The 26,628-nt window shown below is 63.0% G+C and carries 15 protein-coding genes; 9 read left to right on the top strand and 6 right to left on the bottom strand.

The features are described 5' to 3' along the window. Nucleotides 1–258: 258 nt before the first annotated feature. The 5 genes from QN413_RS10795 to QN413_RS10775 form a co-directional block, all read right to left on the bottom strand. A complete protein-coding gene (locus QN413_RS10795; protein ID WP_323496612.1) occupies nucleotides 259–429 on the bottom strand; it encodes a hypothetical protein in 171 nt (56 codons plus the stop codon). Continuing rightward, nucleotides 407–1,774 (bottom strand): hypothetical protein, encoded by a 1,368-nt coding sequence (locus tag QN413_RS10790; protein WP_323496611.1) that lies wholly within the window; start codon nucleotides 1,772–1,774, stop codon nucleotides 407–409. Before QN413_RS10790 ends, QN413_RS10795 begins: the two co-directional genes overlap by 23 nt. 203 nt (nucleotides 1,775–1,977) lie before the next feature. Next, the gene (locus QN413_RS10785; protein WP_323496610.1) at nucleotides 1,978–2,388 is read right to left on the bottom strand and encodes a hypothetical protein; all 411 of its coding nucleotides are present in this window, start codon (nucleotides 2,386–2,388) and stop codon (nucleotides 1,978–1,980) included. A gap of 4 nt (nucleotides 2,389–2,392) precedes the next feature. Further along, the gene (locus QN413_RS10780) at nucleotides 2,393–2,608 is read right to left on the bottom strand and encodes a hypothetical protein (protein WP_323496609.1); all 216 of its coding nucleotides are present in this window, start codon (nucleotides 2,606–2,608) and stop codon (nucleotides 2,393–2,395) included. 89 nt (nucleotides 2,609–2,697) lie between these two features. Further along, on the bottom strand, nucleotides 2,698–3,747 hold the full coding sequence (locus QN413_RS10775) for a tyrosine-type recombinase/integrase (protein WP_323496608.1): 1,050 nt from the start codon (nucleotides 3,745–3,747) through the stop codon (nucleotides 2,698–2,700). 331 nt (nucleotides 3,748–4,078) lie between these two features. On the opposite strand from QN413_RS10775, the gene QN413_RS10770 reads away from it, so the two are divergent. From QN413_RS10770 to QN413_RS10755, 4 genes are all read left to right on the top strand, one after another. Next, the gene (locus QN413_RS10770) at nucleotides 4,079–5,065 is read left to right on the top strand and encodes a malate dehydrogenase (RefSeq protein WP_187052692.1); all 987 of its coding nucleotides are present in this window, start codon (nucleotides 4,079–4,081) and stop codon (nucleotides 5,063–5,065) included. Between the two features lie 34 nt (nucleotides 5,066–5,099). Further along, nucleotides 5,100–6,095 carry an HpcH/HpaI aldolase/citrate lyase family protein gene (locus QN413_RS10765; RefSeq protein ID WP_323496607.1) on the top strand — a complete coding sequence of 332 codons (996 nt, stop codon included), beginning with the start codon at nucleotides 5,100–5,102 and terminating at the stop codon, nucleotides 6,093–6,095. 28 nt (nucleotides 6,096–6,123) lie between these two features. Then, a complete protein-coding gene (locus QN413_RS10760; RefSeq protein ID WP_323496606.1) occupies nucleotides 6,124–6,762 on the top strand; it encodes a hypothetical protein in 639 nt (212 codons plus the stop codon). A 118-nt stretch (nucleotides 6,763–6,880) separates the two neighbouring features. After that, nucleotides 6,881–9,490, top strand: a complete 2,610-nt coding sequence (locus tag QN413_RS10755) for a bifunctional aconitate hydratase 2/2-methylisocitrate dehydratase (RefSeq protein ID WP_323496605.1) — start codon at nucleotides 6,881–6,883, stop codon at nucleotides 9,488–9,490. Between the two features lie 107 nt (nucleotides 9,491–9,597). On the opposite strand, the gene QN413_RS10750 is transcribed toward QN413_RS10755, so the two are convergent. Then, on the bottom strand, nucleotides 9,598–10,098 hold the full coding sequence (locus QN413_RS10750) for a pyridoxamine 5'-phosphate oxidase family protein (RefSeq protein WP_323496604.1): 501 nt from the start codon (nucleotides 10,096–10,098) through the stop codon (nucleotides 9,598–9,600). A gap of 299 nt (nucleotides 10,099–10,397) precedes the next feature. Here QN413_RS10750 and QN413_RS10745 point away from each other — a divergent pair, with 299 nt between their 5' ends. From QN413_RS10745 to QN413_RS10725, 5 genes are read left to right on the top strand one after another with little or no spacing between them, the layout of a single operon-like run. Next, nucleotides 10,398–20,408 carry a cadherin-like domain-containing protein gene (locus QN413_RS10745; RefSeq protein WP_323496603.1) on the top strand — a complete coding sequence of 3,337 codons (10,011 nt, stop codon included), beginning with the start codon at nucleotides 10,398–10,400 and terminating at the stop codon, nucleotides 20,406–20,408. Between the two features lie 35 nt (nucleotides 20,409–20,443). Continuing rightward, nucleotides 20,444–22,345, top strand: a complete 1,902-nt coding sequence (locus QN413_RS10740; protein ID WP_323496602.1) for a TolC family protein — start codon at nucleotides 20,444–20,446, stop codon at nucleotides 22,343–22,345. Continuing rightward, nucleotides 22,342–23,127 carry an efflux RND transporter periplasmic adaptor subunit gene (locus QN413_RS10735; protein WP_323496601.1) on the top strand — a complete coding sequence of 262 codons (786 nt, stop codon included), beginning with the start codon at nucleotides 22,342–22,344 and terminating at the stop codon, nucleotides 23,125–23,127. The genes QN413_RS10740 and QN413_RS10735 overlap by 4 nt, the downstream gene beginning before the upstream one ends. Nucleotides 23,128–23,161: 34 nt before the next feature. After that, a complete protein-coding gene (locus QN413_RS10730; RefSeq protein ID WP_323496600.1) occupies nucleotides 23,162–24,514 on the top strand; it encodes an efflux RND transporter periplasmic adaptor subunit in 1,353 nt (450 codons plus the stop codon). Nucleotides 24,515–24,549: 35 nt separating this feature from the next. Then, a complete protein-coding gene (locus QN413_RS10725; RefSeq protein WP_323496599.1) occupies nucleotides 24,550–26,628 on the top strand; it encodes an HlyD family efflux transporter periplasmic adaptor subunit in 2,079 nt (692 codons plus the stop codon).

Genomic DNA, 26,628 nt, shown 5'->3' with positions numbered 1-26,628 from the left:
GCTTGGCATGAACCCTTGCATGGCAATGTTGATGGCATCAGTGCGTAGGGTCATAATCCGCGTGCTACGTCAGCACGTCTTGTACCTTCAGCTAGATATTCCTCGTGAGTCCAGCCGTGTCTTGGTAAGCACGCTCGGCAGTTTGCAAGTGCACTTTGTATCGATTTTTGATCTCGAGAAGTTTGAAGGAATTTCTGCATGTCGTCATAGACTGTCTCGTATGAGTTGCGCTTTAGTCTGTTGAATGTCTCGTCTTGGTTATCGTGCATTTGGGTTTCTCCTCACAGCTAAACGTTGTCCGTTTGCACCGATGCTGTCTACTTCGCCGATGCCGTCCATGCGTGCTGTTTGCTTCTGCTTCCAGTACAGGTACTTGAACTCTTTCGCGAGTGTTGCCTTCTCTTGGTTAGTGCGGGTGTCTTTCTTCATTTAGTTGTTTCCTTTTTATAAATTGTTGAAGCCATGTAGTTGTTTTAGGTGCTGCACAAAAGATCTCATATACATGGGGGATAAGCGGTAGAGAGTTATTTAAATGATCGTCTCTCTTAAGAAATGCAATTGACTCGCGAGGAACAGAGCAAAGCGAAAGTTCAGGAGTGGGTTCAATTGCTCGTTGATGCGCAGCAGCAGCGAACTCAGTGTCTACTTCTATCTTGAAGCCTGTCTGCTTCTCAATGAACGCTTGCATAGCTGGAACATCTATCTGCTTCTCTGTACTCCAACCATCATGTTCAAGAAAGCACTTGTTATCTGTCTTCTTCATGAACATGCGTGCTGCATCTAAGACACGTCTTTCTAATTCGAAGTAGACACACCACTTCTGTTTCGATGACACAGGAAGACGACGGCATGTTCCGTTCTTGTCGTTGATGTATCTGCGTGGTAACAATGGAGTGATTGCTTTCCAACAAGTCTTGATGTCTGCGCGAAGCTGTGTCAACTCGTCGTGTTGCTTCAAGAACTCAATGCGTGCTTTGTCGTGATTAAGTAAACGGCTAAGTGCGAACTCTTTAGAGTTGCCAAGGCGTGCGCCGCAGAACAATGCATTGACAAGTATCTTGCTTGTCTTTGCTCCGAACTCTTCAAGTTCTGCATCTGCTGTGAGCATGTCGCGGAATGCTGTTCTGTCTTTAAGAAAGCCTTGAATACCAAACAGGTACTCATCCATTTGTCCGACTTGCTGTGCGTGCTGATGAATAAGTGTTGGTGCGCAGCATCTGATATCGTAGTGGTAGTTGAATCCGTACTTCTCAAGCAATGGGCGCTTGTAGCAGGACTTCACACTTTGCAGTGCATTCCAAAGACGACTTGCTTTGTCTTCGTACTTGAAGTCTTTCGACTCAAGTTCTTCTTTGTGTTCCTGTTCGAGCATCTTGATAACAACGAACTCATCAAAGTATCTACGTGGCTCAGGGCTGTTGTCGATCTGCGTTACTTCAACCGGAGTGAAGGTAACTTGCTTGTTGCTGTAAAGCACTTCCTTGATGAGTGCTGCACCTTCAATATTGATTGTGTACTTCTTGGATACGCCTGCTGCGTGTGAGTAGTGATGGTCCACGCACACAAGTAGTTGAGCACGTAGGAACTGGCCCAGTGCGTCTTGTGCTTGTCCGAAGCGCTTTGCTATGGATAGCTGCGACTTGGGTGTAGGTGTTACTTCATCGAATACTGCGCGTGCATATCCGTATGCGGTTTGAAGCCGTTTCAGGACTCGCTTGTCTTTTATATTTGGGGTGTACGCTGGCGCTCGGCCAACTGTCTTTGTTGCTTCCATGGAATTCCTTTGAGTTGTTTCATCGCCAACGCATCCCTGCGTTAACAAATGTATTTATCAAAGAATCAATGAAAAGCTTGCGGAAATGAAAAAGCCCCGAGTCTTTCGACTTAGGGCTTAGTGGATTTAAAAATGAAAAACTCAGGAACTTGTAGGAACCACTAACCTTGCGTTAGCTATGTATTTATCAGATCACGAAGCAATTACGGCTTAATCGTGCCTGCTTCTATGCCTCTATAGACCCACTGTGGAACCGGAACCTTGCCGACTGTGTACTCTTTCAATTCACGGCCTTTGGGCTCAGGATTCTTGATTACGAATTCTTTCGGGAAGGGCAGACGTGCACGACGTGGCTTCGCACTGATCGGACCATTCTTCTCAGACGATTTACCTGATGAGAACGTGATACCTGCAGCCGCTAGCTTCTCCACTGTGTCCAACGCTTGCACAGCTTCAAGTAACGAGATTTTGTGATTGTGTACCGCAGTCATGTAAGCGGTAGCAGCGGCAGTGAGTGTCTCTGCTCGCTTGCTCAGCAGGTGAGCTTGAAGTTCCTCGATGATCTGCGGAATCTGATCTAGTTGATACTTTGAGGGGTCGAATGCAGTTGCCATTGCTTTATCCTTTTGGTTGTGGGTTGTCTTTGATGTACTGCTGAACGGATGCTTCTATCAGCTCGATGCATTTTGCCAAGAATTCGTCGGGTGTCCAGTTGTGCTTCTTCAAGATTAGATCGCCCTTGCGCTTTGTGGTCATGCCATTCATGGCTTCAAGTACATCCTTGAACGGAGTGCGTTTGAGCAGCCGGAATGTCTCTTCCTCAGTTGCAGCCATGCAGGCACAACCTTTCTTTAAGAAAGCACAGATCGTACAGCCAAAAGAAAACGCGCACTAGGCGCGTTGTAGGGGGTCTACAAGCCGTTTTATTTCTGCTTTGCTGCAACTGCTGCTTGCACAGCTAGCGCACGCTTAGCGACGTCCTGTGCATCAGTTTTGATGTAGCGCATGGTGGTGGCAATGTTTGAGTGCCCAAGCAGCGCCTTGATGTCTGGGAGCGTCATCCCGTTTTGCGTCATCCTGTTTGCGTATGTGTGGCGCAGTGTGTGGAGGGTGACTGTACCGTTAGCGCTGCTCAATCCTGCCCGCTTACGCAAGCGCCTCATCCAGTCCGCCTCACTGTACTTGCCTACCTTTGTTGGGAACACGTGATCGTCATCCTCACGCGCATCCCACCGCAGTTGCATGATTGTCTTAAGACGTTGGCTCATGTAGTGCGTGCTATCGATCCCGCGTTTGCTGCGCTTGATGAAGACTGTGTTGCGCTCCAAGTCTATCTGGCTCCAAGTGAGGTTTGCTGCCTCGTTGAAGCGGCATCCTAGGTCGAGCAACGATATGAGCAAGTCATTGTTGATTGCCCTGTAGAACCTGCCTGATTCGTTCAATCCAATAGTGCCTTCGTCGGGCACCTTAGCGGCCTCGATCAGTGCCGCCTCTTCTGCTTCAGTAAGAAAACGCTCTTTTGGTTTGAAGTTCTTGATGGGTTCCAGTTTGGGTCCAACTGTGTACTTTTGCTTCGCAGCAAAGTTCATCAGGATGTTCCAGTAACTGACGGTGATGGAAAGGCTTGATTCCTTGTTGCCCTTATCACGTCCTGCGTTGATGACCTTTTGTACATCCGCAAGCCGCACGTCTTTTACTTGATGTTGGAACAGGCTTTTGAATCGGTTTAGCTGTGAGGCAATCGCGTTGTGCGTCGTCAACCCTTCCTTGGTGTGCAGGTACTGCTTTGCAAGCAAGCCCACAGTAATCGGCACCACACCGTGAACGACAATCTCCTCGTGCGCCTCATGTTCCCACTTAGCTGCAAGCCTTTCCGCAACCTTCTTGTCTGCTGTCTTGGTCGAGCGAACCTGGGCTACTCCGTTGATCTTTTTGCGCCAGTACCAAACATCGCCGCGTAGTGAGAGTGACATGATTTGCTCCGTAAAATGGTGGTTTTTTGCAGGCTGTACACAGGGCTACGGGGTGGGGTACGGGTGTAGCACTTTTTGCACAACGAACAGCGCAAATTTACGGTAAAAACGCGGTTTGGGCGACATAAGAAGGGGGTCATATCCAAATCAGGAAAATCAGGATTTCAATGAAATCAATGACTTAGCAGGAAGTTAGTGTACACTAATGACTGTTATATTTTAAGACATAAGACGGGCGCCATCGAAACCTCGAATGGGCATAAAATGCCGGCCGGCCCTGCGCCTCCCGACACCCGTCAGCTACCTGTTTCTCACCTTCTGGAGTCTCCCCATGAGCAAAAAACCCGTCCGCGTTGCCGTCACCGGCGCAGCCGGTCAAATCGGTTATGCCCTGTTGTTTCGCATCGCTTCCGGCGAAATGCTCGGCAAAGACCAACCGGTCATCCTGCAACTGCTCGAAGTGCCGGTTGAAGGCCCGCAAAAAGCGCTCAAAGGCGTGATGATGGAACTCGACGATTGCGCTTTCCCGCTGCTGGTCGGCATGGAAGCCCATGGCGATCCGATGACAGCTTTCAAGGATGCCGACTACGCTTTGTTGGTCGGTTCGCGCCCCCGCGGGCCGGGCATGGAGCGCGCTGAACTCCTGGCCGTCAACGGCGCGATCTTCACGGCGCAAGGCAAGGCGCTCGACGCCGTCGCCAGCCGCAACGTCAAGGTTCTGGTGGTCGGCAACCCAGCCAACACCAACGCCTACATCGCGATGAAGAGCGCACCGGGCCTGCCTGCCAAGAACTTCACCGCCATGCTGCGCCTGGACCACAACCGCGCTGCCAGTCAGATCGCCGCCAAGACCGGTAAGCCGGTGGCCGACATTGAGAAGCTGACGGTGTGGGGTAACCACTCGCCCACGATGTACGCCGACTATCGCTTCGCGACCATCAACGGCGAGAGCGTCGCCAAGATGATCAACGACCAGGAATGGAACGCCAACACCTTCTTGCCGACCGTCGGCAAGCGCGGCGCAGCCATCATCGAAGCGCGCGGATCGTCGTCGGCAGCTTCGGCTGCCAACGCCGCCATCGACCACATGCGCGACTGGGCCCTGGGTACCCACGGCAAATGGGTGACGATGGGCATCCCGTCGAATGGCGAATACGGCATTCCGAAGGACGTCATGTTCGGCTTCCCGGTCACCTGTGAAAACGGTGAATACAAGATCGTCGAAGGCTTGGTGATCGACGCCTTCAGCCAGGAACGCATCGACAAGACGCTCAAGGAACTGACCGACGAACAAGCCGGCGTCGCTCACCTGCTCTGATCGCGTCGCCGATGCTCGAGCTGCGGCGCCAGACATGAAGACAGCCCATCCCGGCGACGTGCTGTTGGGTGCGCAGGCTGGCGCGATCGTGCTGCCGGTCTGCGATCACTACAGTGGCGTCGAAGTCCGCATGAGAAAAAGCCTCGCACTCCAGGCCGACATGGCCGAAGAGTTCGGCGCTTGTGTCTTCGATGTGACGCTCGACTGCGAAGACGGCGCGCCGGTCGGCGGTGAATCCGAACACGCTGCGCTGGTAACCGAACTCGCGTTGGGCGCCAAGCCCGGCATGCGCGTGGGTGTGCGGGTGCATCCTGTCGACCATCCCGCGTTTCCGGGTGACGTGATGACCATCGCCGGTCGCGCCGCGGGCACCTTGAGCCATCTGATGGTGCCGAAGGTCGAGTCGATCGCCGATGTGCTGCAAGCCGTCGCTGCACTCGACGCGGTCGATGCAGAGGCACTTCCGCTGCACGTGCTGATCGAATCGCCGCTGGCAGTGCACAACGCCTTCGAGATCGCTGCGCATCCACGAGTGCAGTCGCTTAGCTTCGGACTGATGGATTTCGTGTCGGCACATGCCGGCGCGATTCCGGCCGATGGCATGGGTGCCATCGGGCAGTTCGTTCATCCACTGGTGGTGCGCGCCAAGCTGGCCATCGCCTCGGCGGCGCATGCGTACGGCAAGGTGCCGTCGCATTGCGTCGTGACCGAATTCAGCGACATCGATGCGATGCGCGCCGCCGCAAAAAAAGCGGCGACCCTGTTCGGCTACACCCGCATGTGGAGCATCCACCCGAACCAGATTCGCCCCATCCTCGACGCGTTTGCGCCCGACGAAGCGCAGATCGATGTCGCGACGAGAATCTTGCTGGCCGCAGTCGGCGCCGACTGGGCGCCGGTCAGCTTCGAAGGCGCGCTGCACGACCGCGCCAGCTATCGCCATTTTTGGCAAGTCCTCGCGCGCGCGCACGCTACCGGGCGCGCGCTCCCCTCTGAAGCCCAAGCCTGGTTTGCTGGCCCGGCTTTCTGAACCCCACGAACCTCATCAAGGAGACCCCATGAAAAAACTCGCTCTGATCGCCGCCCTCGCGCTGGCCTTGCCGTTGGCAGCCATTGCACAAACGAGGGACAAGCCCGCCGCAACGACCGCTGCCAAGTCGACCACCGGAAAGCACGCTCCGAAAAAGCACCAAGTCACGCGGCGCGCCGCCAAGGCGGTCGAAGAAGTCACTCCTGTGAGCCAGGAAGTCGACGTCGAATTGTCCGAGGCCGATCTGGCCGTCGCCCGTCGCGTTTCGGTCGGCCGCGCGCAGTGCGAACTCGGCGCCGATGTGTCGGTGCAGCTCGACGAAAAGAAGCCGGGCTATTTCTCCGTGAGCACCAAGAATCAGCGTTTCCGCATGCACCCGGTCGAAAGCCGCACCGGCGCCATTCGCCTCGAAGACCCGCGCCAGGGCGCGGTGTGGCTGCAGCTCGGCAACAAGTCGATGTTGATGAACCAGTCGGCCGGCTTGCGCATCGCCGACGAATGCCAGACGGCAGAGCAGGTCGCGTTTGCGGAAGAAATGAAGAAGAACCCGCCGAAGAGCTTGTTCGAGGGCGCGGATGCCCCAGCCAATACCAAGAGCACTGAAGTTGCGACCCAGGCGGCCGCTCCTGCTCCGGCCTCGACCGCGAAAAAGCCCGTCAAGAAGTAATCGCTGCCCTACCGCTGGGGGCCTGTCCCGCGGCGCGGCTCTTGCTTGTCGCTCGAGCGGCTCCGCTTTCCGCCCCTGCTTTCCGGCAGTCCCGATCTGCCCCGTTCTGGAGAAAAAGATGTTGCAAGCCTACGTTGATCATGTTGCCGAGCGCGCTGCACTCGGCATTCCGCCGCTGCCGCTCACCGCGCAGCAAACGTCCGAAGTCATCGAGCTCATGAAAAACGCGACGTCGAAAGACGGCGAGTTTTTGCTCAACCTGATCACCTACCGCGTACCGGCCGGCGTCGACGACGCGGCCAAGGTCAAGGCCAGCTACCTAGCGGCCGTGGCGCATGGCACCGAAAAGACGTTGCTGATGTCGCGTGCCCGTGCGACCGAACTGCTCGGCACCATGCTCGGCGGCTACAACATCGGCCCGATGGTCGACCTGCTCGACGACCCGGAAGTCGGCCCGGTCGCGGCCGAAGGCTTGAAGAAAACCCTATTGATGTTCGACCAGTTCCACGACGTCAAGGAAAAGGCCGACAAGGGCAATGCCAACGCCATCGCCGTGCTGCAAAGCTGGGCCGATGCCGAATGGTTCACCAGCCGGCCCGAAGTTCCGCAAAGCATCACCGTCAGCATCTTCAAGGTGCCCGGTGAAATCAACACCGACGACCTGTCGCCGGCGCCCGATGCCTTCAGCCGCCCTGACATCCCGATGCACGCGTTGGCCATGCACAAGAACGCCCGCCCCGGGCTCGATGAGCGTGCTTTGCCCGAAGAAGACGGCAAGCGCGGCCCGGTGAAGTTCATCGGTGACCTGCGCGCCCGTGGCAACCTCGTGGCCTATGTCGGCGACGTGGTCGGCACCGGCTCCAGCCGCAAGAGCGCCACCAACTCGGTGTTGTGGTTCACCGGCGAAGACATCCCGTACGTGCCCAACAAGCGCTTCGGCGGCGTCTGCCTGGGCGGCAAGATCGCGCCGATCTTCTACAACACGATGGAAGACTCGGGAGCGCTGCCGATCGAGCTCGACGTGAGCCAGATGGAAATGGGCGACGTGGTCGAGCTGCGTCCGTACGAAGGCCGCGCGCTGAAAGACGGCAAGGTCATCGCCGAGTTCCAGGTCAAGAGCGACGTGCTGTTCGACGAAGTGCGCGCCGGTGGCCGCATTCCTTTGATCATCGGACGCGGCCTGACGACCAAGGCGCGTGAAGCGCTCGGCCTGCCGGTGTCGACGCTGTTCCGCTTGCCGATCAGCCCGGTCGACACGCACAAAGGCTTCACGCTTGCGCAAAAGATGGTCGGCCGCGCCTGCGGTCTGCCAGTGGTCGACGGCAATCAGCAGGGCGTACGCCCTGGCACGTATTGCGAGCCGAAGATGACCAGCGTGGGCTCGCAAGACACGACCGGCCCGATGACCCGTGACGAGCTGAAAGACCTGGCCTGCCTGGGCTTCAGCGCCGACCTCGTCATGCAGTCGTTCTGCCACACCGCGGCGTACCCGAAGAAGGTCGACGTCAAGATGCACCACGAGTTGCCAGACTTCATGGCCACGCGCGGCGGTGTGTCTTTGCGTCCCGGCGACGGCGTGATTCACTCGTGGCTCAACCGCCTGCTGACGCCCGACACCGTCGGCACCGGCGGCGACAGCCACACGCGCTTTCCGATCGGCATCAGCTTTCCGGCCGGCTCCGGCCTGGTGGCTTTTGCTGCCGCCACCGGCGTGATGCCGTTGGACATGCCCGAGTCGGTGCTGGTGCGCTTCAAGGGAAAGATGCAGCCCGGCGTCACCTTGCGTGACCTGGTCAACGCGATCCCGCTGTACGCCATCAAGGCCGGCCTGTTGACGGTCGCCAAGCAAGGCAAGGTCAATGTGTTCTCAGGCCGCATCCTGGAGATCGAAGGCCTGCCCGACCTCAAGGTCGAACAGGCTTTCGAGCTCAGTGACGCATCGGCCGAACGCTCGGCGGCAGGCTGCACGGTGCACCTGAACAAAGAACCGATCATGGAGTACATCAACAGCAACATCACCTTGATGCGCTGGATGATCGCCGAAGGCTATGCAGATGGCCGCACCCTGGCGCGCCGCATCGCTGCGCAAGAAGCCTGGCTGAAAGATCCACAGTTGATGAAGGGCGACGCCGATGCCGACTACGCCGCCGTCATCGAGATCGACCTAGCCGACATCCATGAACCGATCTGTGCCTGCCCTAACGACCCGGATGATGTGAAGACGCTGTCCGACGTGGCGGGCGTACAGATCGACGAAGTGTTCATCGGCTCGTGCATGACCAACATCGGTCACTTCCGTGCGGCGTCAAAGCTGCTCGAAGGTAAGCGCGACATTCCGGTCAAGCTGTGGATCGCACCGCCGACCAAGATGGACGCGCAGCAGTTGAGCGAAGAAGGCCACTATGGCGTGTTCGGCAATGCCGGTGCACGCACCGAGATGCCGGGCTGCTCGCTGTGCATGGGCAACCAGGCGCAGGTACGCGAAGGCGCGACGGTCATGTCGACCAGCACCCGGAACTTTCCCAACCGATTGGGCAAGAACTCCAACGTATACCTGGGCAGCGCCGAGTTGGCCGCCATCTGCTCGCGCCTCGGTCGCATCCCGACCAAGGCCGAGTACATGGACAGCGTCGGCGTGCTCGATGCGTCGAGCGCACAGATCTATCAGTATCTCAACTTCGACAAGATCGAGGAATATCAGGCGGTGGCGGACACCGTGGCGGCCTGACCTGACGGCCACCGCAGCGCCTATCCACAAAAAAAGCCCCGCGACGCGGGGCTTTTTTTTGTCCGCGTACCGGCCTTCGTCGCTGCACGGCGACCGGATCCGGAGCCTCAGGTCACGTTCAGTTTCTTGTGCTCGCCCAGATCTTTCAGTGGATCGCCGGTCATCGCGGCTTTGGCTATCTTGAAGAGCTGGACCATCTTGCTGTCGGTAACGTCCCAGTATTCCGCATCGAGGATCTTGACGGCGAGCAAGCCCACGTTCGGGTCGGTCGGACCCTTGGGAAACCACGCCTTGGCGGCAGGGTTGAACAACTCGTTCTTTTTGGCCTGATCTTCCAGCAGCGACGCCTGACCCGTGACAGACACATAGCTGTCGGCATCGGTGTTCGCATACGCCACGTTCACGCTGCCGTCGCTCGCCACGTGCTTGGCGATGTCGCCATCTTTCGGCACGAAGAAGTAGAGCGTCGAGGCCTCATCGACCTTTTTGTTCTGCGTGGTCAGCGGGTGACTGTGCAGCTGACCGTCGCTATGGCGGTGGGTCAGCATGCCGAAGCGTGTGTCCTTTATCAGGTCGAAAAGCTTGTCGTGTTCGTTGGTGGTGGTCATGTTCGGTGGTCTGCCAGTGAGGTTTGAAAAACCGAACGTACGAGCCCGGTGGCGCTGCGAACAGTTGCCTATGACGCGACCTTGTGTCATCCCATGCTGACGAACGAGGTCTTACGTACACAACCATGAATTAGTACGAAGGCGTTCGTTTGTTCGTCATGAACACAACGTTCGAGGATCAAGTCGAGTGCCGACGCGGGTTATTTACACAATGAGCACTAACATTCACCTCTTGTTGACAACTCTTGCAAGCATTGCAGTGCCACTGTGAATGCTTAAGTGTTGAGTGGATCCCACGAATGCTGCCCCTGACCCGTCTCGCTTCACTTCTTCGGCCGCAATCGCACCGTTACGCACTCGAAAGTCGCCAACTGTTCGACGGAGCCGCGCTCGTGGTGGCAGCCGCCGCTCATTCCGCAGATTCAACCGACGGCCATCACGCCGAGGCGCCGCCTCCTCTGCCCGCTGCTGCACCTGCTTCGCCGCTCCTGCCGCCGGCCAATCGCAGTGTGGACCATGCCGCGGACCACAGCACCCAAAGCACTCCCGCGGTATTGACGGAGTCTGCCGACCGTTCCATCGCCGCCTTGGCGATTGCACCGCCGACCGACACCGCTCCTCACGTCGTATACGTCATAGACCAGAGCGTGGCTGACTGGCAGCAGATCGTCGGCGCGTTGCCCAAGGGCAGCGATGTCATCCTGATCGACGCGAACTCCGACGGCGCAACGCAACTGGCGAACGCGCTCAGGGGTCGCACCGATATCAGCGCGCTGTCGATCGTGAGCCACGGCGCTGCCGGCGAAATCACGCTCGGCAACAGCACGATCACGACCGACAACATCGCCGAACATGCCGCGGCATGGCAAGCCATCGGCGCCAGCCTGACCGCCAATGGCGACATCCTTTTGTACGGATGCGACGTGGCCCAGCAAGGCAATGGCCTGCTGCTGCAGATGGCAAGCCTGACCGGTGCCGACATCGCGGCCTCGACCAACGCAACCGGTGCGGCGCGGCTGGGCGGCGACTGGACGCTCGAAGCATCGGTCGGCCACATCGAGGCCAAGCCCTTCGCCGACGCTGGATACGACGGCCTGCTTGCGCAGCCGACGGTCGACACGACCGTGACCAAGCTCAACGTCGCCGAGCCGAGCACGCTGAATGCACCCGGCGCCGACGCGGTGCAGTTGAGCGGCTGGACCATTGCCGATGCCTCGGGCAACGTGTCCGTCACCGTGTCCGTCGACGGCCTGGTCAACGGCGCGGCAGACGGCAATCCCGACACGATCGTCGGCGGCCTGACGGCGGGCGCCACCGGCACTGCCGCGTCGTCGCTGTCCTTCAGCGGGACCGTGGCAGCGGCCAACTCCTGGCTCAACGGCATCGTCTTTCATGCGACCGACACCGAACTCGGTGTGACCGCCGCACAAGCCGTCATCAGGGTGACCGTTGCCGACTCGGCGACGCCGTCCCTCACCGCGACGAAGACGCTGTCCGTCACGGTCACGCCTTCCAATGACCCGACCGTTCTGGGCGACTCGTCGCAAAGCGTGGCCGAGGTGGGCAGCACGGTACTGACTGCCACGACGCTCAACGCCCGCGACCCGGAAGTCGATGCCGCGACACCGACGCAAACGCCCGGACAGATCGTCTATTCGGTCACGGGCAACCCGCGCTACGGCTATCTCTCGCTGGACGGCAACCGACTCGGCGTGGGCTCGGTCTTCACGCAGGCGGATGTGATCGCGAACCACGTGATCTACGTGCACACCGGCATCGGCGCCGACCAGAACACCGCCGACAGCTTCACGGTCAAGGTGAACGACGGCGCGACGCCCGCCAACCTTTCAGACCCCGCCACCATCACGCTGAACATCACGCCGTTCAACCAGCTGCCAACGGCCGCGGGCTCGGGAAACATCTACGAAGGCCAGCCTGCCAATGCGCACGACGGTGCCACAGCGCAGTCGGATGTCGGCAGCTTCATCACTGCTTCGGGCGGTGGCGACGATGCCGATGGCACGCTCACCGTTCGCCTTACTGCGCTGCCGACAGACGGCACGCTTTTCTTCGCAGGCACGATCACGCGGACCGACGGCTCGACCGTCACGTACAGCACCGGACACCTGGTCACGTCGGACGACATCACGGCCGGTTTCACCTTCGCCTACACGGCGCGCAGCGGACTCACCTACAGCAACACCGGCAACCGCGACCAGGACCCTTCGACGCCCTATCCGTACGCCGATGGTTTCGATGTGGTGGTCGCAGACGGCGGCGGCGGCACGGGCACGCCTGGCGTCACGGGCACGACCCACATCGGCATCAACGTGCGCCCTATCAACGACGACCCGGTTCTGACGTCGTCGCCGACGCCGGTCGCTACGGTGACGGCGGCGGGGGACTCCCTGGGAACGTACGGCGGGCCGTACGCCGTTACGCTCACGACCGCGCTGCTCAACGCGACGGATGTGGACTCGAGCGACGACCGGCTGACTTTCGCGGTCACGTCGCAGGCCGGGCTCGATCAGGGCTCGCTGTTGCTCAACGGCAAGTTGCTGCCCATCGGCGGGGTGTTCACCATGGCCGACGTGCGCGCCGGTCGCGTGGAGTACGTGCAAACGAAAGGCGCGGTCGCAGGCGACACCGACACCTTCGACTTCCAGTTGGTCGACAACACGCAGAGCCTGCGCTGGAACAGCGACGGCACCAGCCTGCAGCGCGTGGGCGGTGTCTACGACGACCTCGGCACGCCGGGCAATCTGGCGGACGACCAGCTGCACACCTTCAACTTCACCATCGACCTGCAGCCGACGCCGACCGGAAACACCTCCCAGTTCACGGCGCCGACCTACCTCGCTGCGCACGCGGATTCCTCGTACGCCGGCACCAACACCTCGGGGTCGGCGCGTGGTGTGCTGGACGAAAACGGCTCGGTGGTTCTAGGCGGGACCGGCTCCGACTTCACGGCCGCGCCGGGCTTGAGCTACACCGTCGACGGCGTGCCACCGTCGCAGGTGGTCTACACCATCCTCGGGCTCGACGGCGTCAGCGACCCCAACTGGAACGGCGCTATCGAGCGTCTGGTCGGCGGTAGCTGGATCAAGCTCAATGCGTACGACACCTTCACGCAGGCCGACCTGAACAACGGTGCGGTCCGCTACGAACACAACCCCGACAGCGAAGACTTCGAGTCGAGCGTGCGACTGTCTGCGTCGGCCGGCGTGCTGGTAGCGGACCCTGCCAATCCCGGTACCGTGCACCCCGACAACTGGACCACCACCTTCAGTTTCTTCATAAAACCGGTGAACGACGCGCCGGTGGTCACCGGCGGGTCGGCCGCGGTGGTCGCCGAAGGCGCGACGGTAGGCATCACGACGGGGCAACTCCGTATTTCAGACCCGGACGACGCGACCAGCGAGCCCTACCTCGAAGGCACCACGACGCTTGTGGGCGGCGGTAACAATTACGCCATCAACAACGATGCGACCGGCGCCAACGCGCTGAAGTTCGTCATCGACACTGCGCCAGCAGGCGGCATCCTGCAGTACTCCACCGATGGCGGCGGCCACTGGAACAGCGTCGTCGTCGGGTCCACGCTCATCGATGCATCGCTGATCACCGGCGACGCCGGCACCACGGGCCTGCGCTTCGTCAGCAACGGCTCGGAGACGCGCAGCGCCTCTTTCAACGTGCACGCCGTCGACCGTTGGGGCGCTTTGTCGAACACCGGCCCGGTCAACATCCAGATCACCAACGTCAACGACCCGCCGACGATCGCGGCAAGGCCCGACCTGGCCGATCCGACGGTGCCGTCGGACTCGCCCAATGCCATCGCAGCCCCATCCAACCATGCGCCGACCAACGATCCGCTCTATGTGAACGAAGGCGGCAAAGCCGTCATCAGCTCGGCGCTCTTGCAGGCCTACGACCCCGACAGCACCGCCACACAGGTGCAATACCGCATCACGAGCGCGCCGGTACACGGCTACGTCGCGTACTCCACCGATGGCGGCGCGACGGTCAAAGTGCTCGGTGTCAACTCGTCGTTCACCCAGGCAGACATCGAAGCCGGCCGGGTCTTCTACGTGCACGACGGCACCGAAACCGCCGGTACGGCGTATGCCACCGGGCAAGACGACAAGTTCACCTTCGCGCTGTCCGACGGCGGCGGCGAACAGGCGAACACCGAGTTCTGGATCTACGTCACGCCGACCAACGATGCACCGGTGGTGACGGCACCGGCCGGCCCGATCGCTCTCGCCAGCACGATCGCAGCCGACAACCCGGTCGCGGGCTTCAGCGTCGCCGACCCCGACCTGGTTGCTATCACGGCGGGTGAGCAGGACTTCATCCAGGTGACGGTGCGGCTGCTCAACAGCACCGGAACGGCTTTCGGCACCAGTGATTACACGGGCGTGACGATCGACACCACCACACTGGGAAGCGCCACACGCGATGGCGACAAAGACGGCGCAGGCGACTACCTCACGTTGAGGGGCACGCGCGCCGAGGTGAATACGGCGCTCGCCGGGCTCACCGTCACCTTCGGCAGCGACCGTGACGCGGTCTACCAGGTCCAGGTGATCGCCGACGACCGCTTGCGCGATGGTGCGGGCGTGTTGACCACAGGCGCCAACGGCGGCACGTTGAACGACACCGTCGACCCGGCGACCACCGATGCGCCGGTGCCGACCACCGCGTACACGTGGTACGGCAACGCGGTGCCGACCACCGGCGACATCGTCGGGAACATCTCGGCGGCCTCGGTGCGTGTGTATGCATCGGACGTGAACGAAGCCGTCGCGACGAGCGCGCCTTCATCGCAGACCGTCTACGAAGACCAGCCCACTTACATCGGCGGCGGCTTCGCCGTGTCGGACGCGGAGTCGGCTGCATTCGACACACCCGTGAGCGTGACATTCACGGTGCCCAGCGGCACCCTGGGCGTGGGCGGCAGTGCGACGCAGGGAAGCGTCACGCTGAGCGGCCATCAGGCGGTGACGGTGCAGGGCGACAACACCGGCACATTGGTGCTGACCGGCCGTGCCAGCGACATCGAGTTTCTGCTCAACAGCGGCGCGGCGACCGGGCTGACTTACCAGAGCGCCTTGAACGTCAACAACGACCTCAATGGCACGGCCGCTGGCGATGTCACCTTGCGCATGTCGGTCGACGACAGCGGCTCACGCATCGGCGGGGACGTCGGCAGCGGCAGCGTTTCGAACGTGCCGGCAGACCTGACGATCGCGCTGACGATCGTGCCGGTCAACGATGCGCCCGTCGTGTCGCTTACCGGTGGCGCCGTGGCCGACACGCCGCTGTTTCTCACCGGCGGCTCCGCACCTTCCGCCGTCACCGGCTTCGACGTCAACGACCTCGACATCACCAACGACATCGACAACGGCGCCGGCAACACCGCCGACGTGACCACCGGGGAAGTCGACTTCCTGCAGGTGACCGTGCGCATCACCGAAACCAACGGCACGCCGTTGGCCGCCGGAGCCTACGTCGGCGCGGTCGTCATCCAGTCGGACCACGCGGTCGCGGGCCTGAGCGTCGATAGCGTTTACAGCGGCACTGGAAGCGCGCTGGTCATCCGTGGCACGCGGGCACAGGTGCAGAGCTATTTGGATGGCCTGGAGGTGGCGCTGGAGGGCACGCTGGCCAATACCGACAAGGGCTATCACGTCGAAGTCATTGCCGACGACCGCTTGCGCGATGCATTGGGCAACCTGACCGGCACGGCCGCCAATGGCGGCGAGAACGCGAGCCTGCCCGCCAACGGAACGACACCCGTGCCGACCACGGCGGTGGACCCCTATGCAGCGACGACCAGCGACATCGCAGCACTGAGCGCCAACGTGAGTCGGGGCTACCGCACGGTGTTTCCGTCGGCCCTCAACGACCCCTCGCACATCGACGGCACACCGCTCACGGTGGCCGAGGCCGGTGGCACGGTCACGCTCAACAACATCGACATCAGCGACCAGGATGCGCAGGCCACGAGCATCCTGACGGCCACCGTCTCGGTGCCGTCGGGCTTCGCGATCACGACCGTCGGCGGTACCGGCGGCACGGCTGTGATTTCTGGCGATGGCCTGTCGGTCGTGTTGACCGGCACGCTGACCCAGATCAACAACCGCGTCGACGCCATCGTGGTTCGGCTGCCGGACCCCGATGCGGGCGGCCCGGGCACTTCGGCCGACTGGAACGGCACCTTCGCGGTGACCGTGGTGGTCGACGACAACGGGAACACGGGCGCGCGACCCGGCGTGCTGGCGCCGAGCAGCAACAACGACCACGGCGTCTATTCGTACGAGAACGGCACGGACAACCATCTCGTCACGACGCGCACCTTCGACGTCACCGTCACGCCGACCAACGACGCACCGGTGCTGGGCGGCACGACGGGCGTTCGCGACGTGGCGGAATATCCCAATGCGGCCAACACGCCCGGTGTGCCCGAGGTCCGGCTGGTCACTGCCGGCTCCGCGACCCTGTACGACGTCGACTTGTCGACCACGCCGGGCCTGCCCGCGTTCGGCTCTGGCAGCGTCACCGTCAGCCTGGGCGCGACCTACTTCACCGGGGATGAACTGGTCGTCTCCGGGCTTTCCGGCACGCCGCTTCCGGCAGGCTTCTCGGTCAGTGGCGGCACCGGCGGTACGCCGCTGGTCATCACTTTCGGCCCGAGCACCACGGCGGCACAAGTCCAGGACGCCATCGAGCGCGTGGCCTATCGCAGCAGCAACGACAACCCGACCAACTACGACACGCCGGCCAATCGCAACCGCAGCTACACCATCGTGGTGAACGACGGGAACAACACGCAGGTCGGCGGCGCCAACGCAGGCGGACCCGCAGCGCTCAACAGCAACGTGCTGGCCGGCACCCTCCGCATCACCGCGGTCGACGATCTGCCGGTCGCGCACGACGACACACGCTCGGTCGGTGAAGACACCGCACCGATCACCGGCAACGTGATCGCGCTCGGCGCGGCCGGCGATGTGGCTGACACCGACGTCGACAACCGCACCGCAGATCTGCTGATCGGCGCCGTGCGAACCGGGTCTGAAGCCGGCACCGGCACGGCGGGCACGGTCGGGTCCGGCCTGGCCGGCGCGTACGGCACGCTGGTACTCAACGCCGACGGCAGCTACACGTACGCGGTCGACAACGCGAACCCGACGGTCAACGCATTGAAGAACGGGCAGACACTCACCGAGGTCTACACGTACACGCTGTCGGACGGCCACGGTGGCACCGACACAGCGCAGCTGACCATCACCATCCAGGGTCACACCGATGGCGCACCGGCCATCACGCCGGTCGATGGCAACGGCGCTGCGACGGGTCAGGCGACTGTCTTCGAATCGGGACTGACACCCGACGGTCCCGGCGGGCAAAGCCGCACCACCACCGGCTCGATCACGGTGAGTGCACCGGACGGATTGAAGAGCATCGATGTCGGCGGCGTCGACGTGACCGCAGCGCAGCTCGCCGCCTTGACGTCGGCCGCGCCGATCGTCATCGACACGGGCAAGGGCACCTTGTCGCTCACCGGTTTTTCAGGCGGCAGCCTGGCCTACAGCTACACGCTGAACGCCACGCAATCGCAGCCGCCGGGCGCCACTGAAAGCGTCGACACCATTGCCTTGGTGGTGACCGACTTGGCCAGTGCGCCGAGCACCGGCACGGCCGGCGGCACGCTGACCGTTCGCATCGTCAACGACGTGCCCACGGCGCGGCCCGATACGGCCACGATCACCGAAGACGCGACGCCCGGCACGGTCGGTGGCAACGTGTCCACGAACGACCGCATCGGCGCGGACGGCCCCGCCGCGGGCGGCCCGGTGACGGCGGTCGGCTTCGGTGGAGCGAACGGCACCGTGGGCAACGCGCTCGCGACCGCCTACGGCACGGTCACGCTGAATGCCGACGGCAGCTACGTCTACACACTGGACAACACCAACCCGACCGTCAACGCACTGAAGACCGGCCAGACGCTGACCGAGGTGGTGAACTACACCATCACCGATGGCGACGGGAACACGTCGCCGACGACGCTGACGATCACCATCCAGGGCCATACCGACGCAGCAGCCGGACCATCGATCGTGCCGGTCGATGGCAACGGTTCAGCCACTGGGCAAACCGATGTGCTCGAGCATGGACTGGTCGACGGGCTGGGCGGCCCCGACACCAGCGAGCGCAACACCGGCACCATCGCGGTCGCCGCGGCCGATGGATTGCGGTCGGTCACGATCGGTGGCACGGTCGTCACCGCAGCGCAGCTGCAGGCACTCGGCACCACGCCGATCACGATCACCACGCCCGACGGCACGCTGACCCTCACCGGCTTCAACGGCGTCGTGCTGAACGGTGCGGTGCCGATCGCCGGCAACATCGTCTACACCTACACGCTGACCGGCCAGGTGGCGCAGCCGGGAGCAACCGAAAGCGTCGATGCAGTGGCGCTCACGGTGCTCGATGCGGGCGGCGGCACCAGCAGCGGTGTGCTGCAGGTGCGCATCGTCGACGACGTGCCGGTCGCGGCCAACGACGCTGCGGCGGTGACCGAAGACGGACCGGCTACGGTGATCGGCAACGTGAAGAGCAACGACCTGAACGGTGCCGACAACGCCAACGGCGTGCCGGTGACGGGCATCGCTTTCGGCGGCACCAACGGTACCGTCGGCAGTCCACTGACCACGGCATACGGCCACATCGTCGTCAACCCCGATGGCAGCTACAGCTACACGCTCGACAACAGCAACCCGGCGGTGCAACACCTGATCGCCGGCGAGACGCTGACCGAGACCATGCGTTACACCATCACCGATGCAGACGGCGACGCTTCGACGGCCACGCTGACCATCACCATCAACGGGACGAACGACGTTCCCACGCTGAACATCCCCAACGGCAGCAGCGCTGGCAAGGGCGATAGCGATGGGCCCACGACAACCGGGCAGGCAAACGTGAGCGAACACGGCCTGGGCGATGTGGCCGACACGAGCGAGACGGCCAACGGCCACTTCGTCATCGGCGCGCCCGACGGGCTCGACAGCATCGTGGTCGGTGGCACCACGGTGACGCCGGGGCAGCTCGGCAATCTGGGCGGTGTGCCGGTGGTCATCGACACCCGCATCGGGCAGATCACCCTGACCGGCTACGACGCAACGACCGGCGTCGTCGGCTACAGCTACACGCTCGGCGGCAGGCAGCAGCACGGCGGTGGTCCGGTGACCGACCCGATCGCCATCACGGTGCGCGACCGCGATGGCTACACCACCAGTGGCACGCTGACCGTGTTGGTCGTCGACGACGTGCCGACCGCGCGCAGCGACGCCGCCTCGATCGGTACTGCCCTGCCGGGCGCCACGGTGGCAGGCAACCTCGTCGGTGGCCCTGGCCGCGGGCCCGGCGACGTGGCCGATCGCATCGGTGCCGATTACACGCCGACGCCTGTCAGCGGCTTCTCGTTCGAAGGCCGTGCCGGCGTGGTCGGCGGTGCGCCGCTGGCCGGCGCCTACGGTTCGTTGCGCCTGGCCGCTGACGGCAGCTACACGTACGCAATAAACGGCAGCAACGCCCGCGTGGCAGCGCTCGGCGAGGGCAAGACCTTGACGGAGGTGTTCAGCTACACCATCACCGATTCGGACGGCAGCACCAGCGTCGCGCAATTGGTGGTCACGATCAAAGGCGCGTCGTCGCGGCTGCCACCGGCCGGCGACCAAATCTGGCCGATCGACTTCCGCACGCCGGTGCGCACCATCACGCAGGGCATGCAGCCCGCGCTGTTCGTGCAGTTGGCGGTGCGCGAGTCGCAGCGCCTGAGCCAGACATTCACGGACGGCATCGCGACACGGGTTGCGGGCGGCATGGACCAGACCTACGAAGAAGATCGCCGCGACGACAGCATCTACAACTTCGGCATCACGCAGTACATGGACCCGGCCGAGCATGTGAGCCGCGACGGCGTCGCGTTCTCGCTGGCGATGGTGCGCGACATCGAGTTGACGCTGGCGAAGAAGGGCCTCGGCGGAAGCGCGCTCGACGGTGACGGCAATGCGCTGTTCGGTCGGTTCAACGGCTTTTCCGGTGAGCGCATCGTCATTTCGGGTGCAGATGCATCGACGCAAGCAGTGGTGCCGCCTATCGCGACGACAGCCCCGCCCGCACGGTCTTTCACTGACCGGCTCCACGCCAACGCCGTTCAACGCGGCACGGTGCGCGACCGGGTCAAGGTGCAGCAACACCATCGGGAACCGGTGCGCGTCAAAGTGCCCGCCGCGCCGCGATGAAGCGGCGCTCCCTCGTTTTTCAAGCCCCCGGAACCATGAACGAAAACAACATCGTGAAGACAACGAAATTTCCGTCGAAACCGACATGGGCCGCACTGGCCGCGGCACTGTGTCTGGCAGGTTGCAGCATGAACCCCGTCAAGGTCACGCCTGAAGAAGTGGCACAGCGCGTGCGAAGCGACCAGGAGCAGATGTACAGGGACCAGGTTCCGGTGAGCGGTCGAATCAGCTATTCCGATGCCTTGGCACGGGCGCTCAAATACAACCTCGACTATCGCCTGAAGATGATGGAGACCACGCTGGCGCGCGGCCTGCTCGAGGTATCCGCCATGGACATGCTGCCCAAGCTCGTCACCGAAGCCGGCTACAACGACCGCAGCAACGATTCGGGCGGCACCAGCGTCGGCATCGAAGACCGCGTCATCAGCCTGCGGCCGTCGACCTCTGAGACGCGTTCGCACTACTACGGCCGCGCCACGCTGTCGTGGAACGCACTGGATTTCGGCATCAGTTACTTTCGAGCCAAGCAGGCCGGCGACGAGGTCAATATCGCCGACGAGCGCCGCCGCAAGATCCTGCAAAACATCGTGCAGGACGTGCGCAACGCCTACTGGCGCGCACTCGGCGCACAGCGCTTGCTGGCCGATGCCGATCAGCTCGCGACGCGCATCGACGACGCGCTCGGCAAGTCGCGCGAGGCCGAACGCGCCGGCGTGCTACCGCCCACGCAAGGCCTGAGCTACCAGCGCGCATTGCTCGATGCGATGTCGTTGGTCAATGCGAAGCGGCAAGAGATGCAGTTCGCCAAGCGCGAGCTGGCAGCCCTCATGAGCCTGCCGCCCGGGACCGAGTTCACGCTGGTCGAGAGCACAGAAGACAGCCTCGCACCTGCCGCTGTCGACATCGACAAGCTCGAAATCGCGGCCCTCACCAACCGGCCCGAATTGCGCGAAGAAGACTACAAGGCGCGCATCGGTGTGTATGAAACCAGAAAGCAGATCGCGGCCCTGTTCCCGAGCCTCAACCTCTACGCCGGTGCACGCTACGACTCCAACAGTTATCTCTACAACAGCAACTGGTCCGACACCGGTCTGAACCTGTCGATGGACCTGTTTCGACTGGCGTCGATACCCGCGATCAACCGCACGAACGAGGCGCGCCAGAAGACCGACGAGGCCCGCCGCCAGGCGCTGGCAATGGCCGTACTCACCCAGGTGCGCGTGTCGGTGGAACGCTACAAGCTCGCGGTGGTCGACCAGGACCTCGCAGCCGAATCGAGCCGTGTCGACCAGCGACTGTCGAGCGTGTCGCGCGCTGGTGCCAGCAACCGGCTGGAGAGCGAGCTCGAGTCGCTGCGCACCGATTCGCGTGCGCTGGTGTCGCGCTTTCAGCTCGCCACCGCCTATGCCGCGACGCAGGCCGCCTATGGCCGCGTGCTGAACTCGGTCGGCGTCGACCTGCTACCCGACACCGTCACCGGCACCGACATTCCGACGCTGGCAAAGGCGATCGATGCGAGCCTGCTCGACGGCGAGAAGAGCGTCTTCCTGAAGCCGATCGGCTTGCAGTTGGCGAGCCGCCCGGTGTCGGTTCGCATCGCCGACCTGCCGCGTGGCGTGAACGAAGCGGCGGTGCGCAGCGCGGTCGAGCGCATCGTGGTGCGCAACGAACTCGTGGCCGGGCAGGGCGCCGATGCACTGGTGCTGACGCTGAGCTTTCAGCGCATGGAATCGAAAGCGACGATGCGTGCGCAGTGGCGCATGACGCTGACCGACCCGGCCGGCAAGCAACTGCTGCAGCAGAACTACGTGAGCTACCTGCCGAGCGAGGGCAGCGACCGCTCGCTCGGCGCCTTCGCCGAGGCGGCGGCGTTGTCGGTCATCGGTGATGTGCGTCGTGCCGCGCGCACTGAGTCGACCGTGGCGCAGCAGCCATGACGGTGTGTCGTTCGGCAAGGCCGGCAAAGCTGGCCGCCGCGCTGGTGCTCTGGATGGGTGGGGTGTGCCTGGGCACTTGCGCCTTCGCACAGGCGAAGCCGGCTGCGGCGTCGGCCAACGTCGCACCCGTCCGCTTTCTAGTCGTCGCAGCGCAGGAGAGCATTCTTTCAGCCTCGGTCGCTGGCCGCATCGCGAAGGTGCCGGTCGGTCTGGGCGACAGCGTGCGGGCCGGTCAGGTCGTGGCGTCGTTCGACTGCGCCGAAGTTCAGGCGCGCCGTGGTGCTGCACGGGCGGAGCACGAGGCAGCGCGCGTGCAGTACGAGGCCAAGCAGAAGCTGCAGGGCCTGCAGTCGGCCGCCGAGGTCGAAGTCGAGCTGGCTGCGGCCAACGTGAACAAAGCGCAAAGCCAGGTCCAGATCTTCGAGGCACAAGTGGCGCAGTGCGCCATCGTCGCGCCGTTCGCGGGCAAGGTCGCGCGCGTGCACGTCAAGGTGGGGCAGGGCGTGAACCCGGGTGCACCCGTGATCGAGCTCGTGGGCAGTGGCCCGCTCAAGGCGCGCATGAACGTGCCGTCGCAATGGCTCGCGTGGTTGAAGACGGGCGAAAAGCTCGACGGCAAGGTCGACGAAACCGGTGGTGTCGTCGCCTTGAAGGTCACGCGCATCGCCGCCCGCGTCGATGCGGTGAGCCAGACCGTCGAGATCGAGACCGAACTTGCCAGCACCACCGGTGTGGTGCTGCCCGGCATGAGCGGGCAAGTGCGCGCGCCGTCGGCCTTGTGAGGGCGTGCGCGGGCTGCCCTCCCGGAGATAGTTCGTGACAGACCTTGCGTTTCACGCCCTGGCAGCGAAGGTGCACGCGGCTCCCAGCGCGGCCGACCTCGCCTTCATTTTCTGCAACGAGACCCATGCACTGGCAAGCTACCGGCAAGCGGCGCTGGTCGGATTTTTCGGCGCCCGGCGCACGCGGCTGGCAGCGCATTCGGGCCTGGCCGATATCGACGCCAATTCGCCCTATGCGCTGTGGCTCGCAGACGTGGCCAACCATGTTCGAAAGCAACTCGATGGCTTGCCGGCCAGCGCGCGTGTTCTTGCGTTGTCGCCGGCGATGCTGCCGTCTGCACTGGCCGCGCAGTGGGCCGACTGGATGCCCGACCACGTCTGGGTGATGTCGCTCGCCGGGCCCGATGGCCGGGCACGTGCCGCGCTTCTCCTGGGGCGCGAGACACCTTGGCCGGCCGAGTTCGATGCCGGTGCGCCCGAGTTTCTTTTGCTGCAGGCCGCAGCGATGTACGGCCACGCATGGTGGGCACTGACCGAGCGGCGCCGATCGGTCGGCACCCTGTGGTCGGGCTTGTGGGCGCGACGCGCATTTCGCTGGGCGCTGATCGCCTTGCCGCTGGCATTGCTGGTGCCGGTCCGCGAATACGCGCTGGTGCCAGCCGAGGTGGTTTCCAACCACAGCCAGGTGATTTCGTCGCCGCGAGAGAGCGTCATCAAGCGCATGGTCGTGAAGCCCAACACGCCGGTCGAAGCCGGCGCGGTGCTGGCCGAGCTCGACGACAGCACGATCTACAACCGACAGGCGGTGGCGCAGGCGGCGCTGGCTTCAGCGCGGGTCGACCTGCTGCAGGCGTCGCAGCGTGCCATCGAAACGCAGGCGGCCAAGGCCGAACTCAACATTGCCGAGGGCAAGCTGCGCGAGCGCCAGGTCGATGTCGACGCACTGCAGCGCGAGATGGGCCAGTTGCTCATCAAGGCGCCGAGCGCTGGCGTGTTCGTGTATTCCGACCCGAACGACTGGGCTGGTCGTCCCGTGCAGACCGGCGAGCGCGTCGGCTTGCTCGCCGACCCGGCCGTGCTGGGCCTGCAGGCCTGGGCGCCGGTGAACGAAGCCGTCAACCTCAAGCCCGGCGCGGCCATGACGCTCTTCATGCGCGTGGCGCCGCTCGATCCGGTCGAAGCGCGGCTCGACTATGCGGGCTACCAGGTGATCGAGGCGCCTAACGGCGTGGCGAGTTATCTGCTGCGCGGCACGGTCGAAGGCACATCGGCGCAGGCTCGCATCGGCCTGCGGGGCACGGCGCGCATTTCAGGCGACTGGACGGTGCTGGGTTACCTGATGTTCCGCCGGCCTTTCGCGGCGGTGCGAGAGTGGTGCGGATGCTGAGCGCGGAGTTGCCGCGCGCTGCGCTCACCGCCCCGATGACCCAACCCGCGCCATGGCCCGCATTGCGTGAAGAGTTGCAGATCCACGGGGCGGGATCGAATCGTGACGGCTCACCCGCATGGCACATCTGCGATCCGGTGCGCAACCTGTTCTTTCGCATCGGCTGGCTCGAGTTCGAGATCCTGCAGCGCTGGGACATGGCTTCTCCAAAAGCCATTGCGCAGGACATCGACGCTTCGACAGCATTGGCGCCGGTGGCGGACGATGTCGAGCAGCTCATCCGTTTCCTGATGCAGCATCAATTGCTACGAACTGCACGCCAGAAGCCGGCGATGCCGCTGTGGCGCTGGTTGCTCAACAACTATCTTTTCATCCGCATTCCGCTGGTGCGGCCAGCGCACTGGCTCGCAGTGGCGATGCCGTGGGTGCGCTGGTTGTTCAGCGGCTGGTTCGTCGGCATCTCCGGACTCGCGGCGCTCACCGGCATCGTGCTGGCGGCGCGCCAGCTCGACGTGGTCGAAGCGAACCTGCGCGGCGCATTGAGCTGGGATGGCGTGGTCGGTTTCGCTGCCGCGCTGGTGTTCTCGAAGCTGCTGCACGAACTGGGGCACGCCATCGTTTCGACACGCCACGGTGTGCGGGTGGGGCACATGGGCGTGGCGCTGCTGGTGATGTGGCCGATGCCGTATACCGACACCGGTGAGAGCTGGAAGCTGGAACGATCGCGTCATCGCTTTGCCATCGCATCCGCCGGCATCGCAGCCGAGCTTGTGCTCGCCGCGTGGTCCACTTTTTTGTGGGCGTTCATGCCCGACGGCAACTTCCGCAACGCGCTGTTCTTTTTGGCGACCACCGCATGGGTGCTGACGCTGCTGGTCAACGCCAGCCCTTTCATGCGTTTCGACGGCTACTACATGTTGACGGACGCGCTCGATTTCCCGGTGCTGCACGAGCGCGCCGGCAAGCAGGCTCGGCGCGTGTTGCGACGTTGGATTCCCGGTTTGCTTGAGCCTTCGAGCGAGGTGCTTACGCCATCGTTCCGGCGCTTCCTGGTGTCGTTCGCATTCGCTACCTGGATCTACAGGTTGGTGCTGTTCATCGGCATCGCGGTGGTGGTCTATCACGCCTTCTTCAAGGCGCTGGGCATTTTGCTGTTCGTGGTGGAAATCTCGGTGTTTCTGGGTCGGCCGATCTACGCGGAGTTGCGCGTGTGGTGGCAGAGGCGGGCCGAGATTCCACGGCGACGCTCGGTGGTGTGGGCACTGCTGATCGTGGCCTTCGCGCTCGTGCTTTTCCTGCCTTTGTTTTCCGGCATCTCGGCACCCGGTGTGTTGAAGGCGGCGTCGGAGCAGCCGGTGTATTCGCCCTACGCCGCACGGCTGGAGAGCGTCACTCTTCGCAACGGCGCAGCGATTCGACCCGATGGCGTGCTGGTCGAGCTCGACGCGCCCAATCAAGGCGAAGAACGCGACAAGGCGGCTGCGTTGTCTGCCGCCTATGCGCGCTCGGCACGCGGTGCGCTCGGCATGGTCGAAGACGGCGCTGCGCGGCTGGCCGTGGCCGAACAGCTCGCGTCACGCTATGACGCGGAGCGCCGTGCGCGCGAGGCCGAACTGCTCCGCCTGCGCATCGTGGCCACGCGTGACGGCGATGTGCGCGATGTCGACCCTGACCTCCGCGCGGGCACGTGGGTCGGCCCGACGCAGCTGATCGCCATGGTGGTCGACGGGCGCCGCTGGCGCGTCGAAGCGCTGGTGTCGGAGCGCGATCGGCAGCGCTTGTCGACGGGCGCAAAGGCGGTCGTCATCGTCAGAGGCCGGACGCAGAAGCTCGAAGGCACGGTGACAGCCATCGACAACAGCCCCGTCAACCGGTTGCCGCACCTGCTGCTTGCACAAGACCACGGCGGACCGATCACCTTGAACCCGACCTCGCCGAAGAAGGACCTGAAGCCGGCGGAGGCGTGGTTTCGGGTGCTTGTCGAAGGCGAGGGCGCTGCACCGGTGCAGGCCGTGCATGAAGTGCGCGTGCATTTCGACGGCACGCATGAGAGCCTGGCGAAAGGCTGGATCGACAGTGCGCTGTCGGTGCTGATACAGCAGTCGGGGCTTTGA

It is taken from the genome of Variovorax sp. LG9.2, assembly GCF_035018885.1.
Taxonomy (GTDB): Bacteria; Pseudomonadota; Gammaproteobacteria; order Burkholderiales; family Burkholderiaceae_C; genus Variovorax.
The sequence above is the reverse complement of the archived record's forward strand: the minus strand, read 5'-3'. Positions and strand labels throughout refer to the sequence as shown.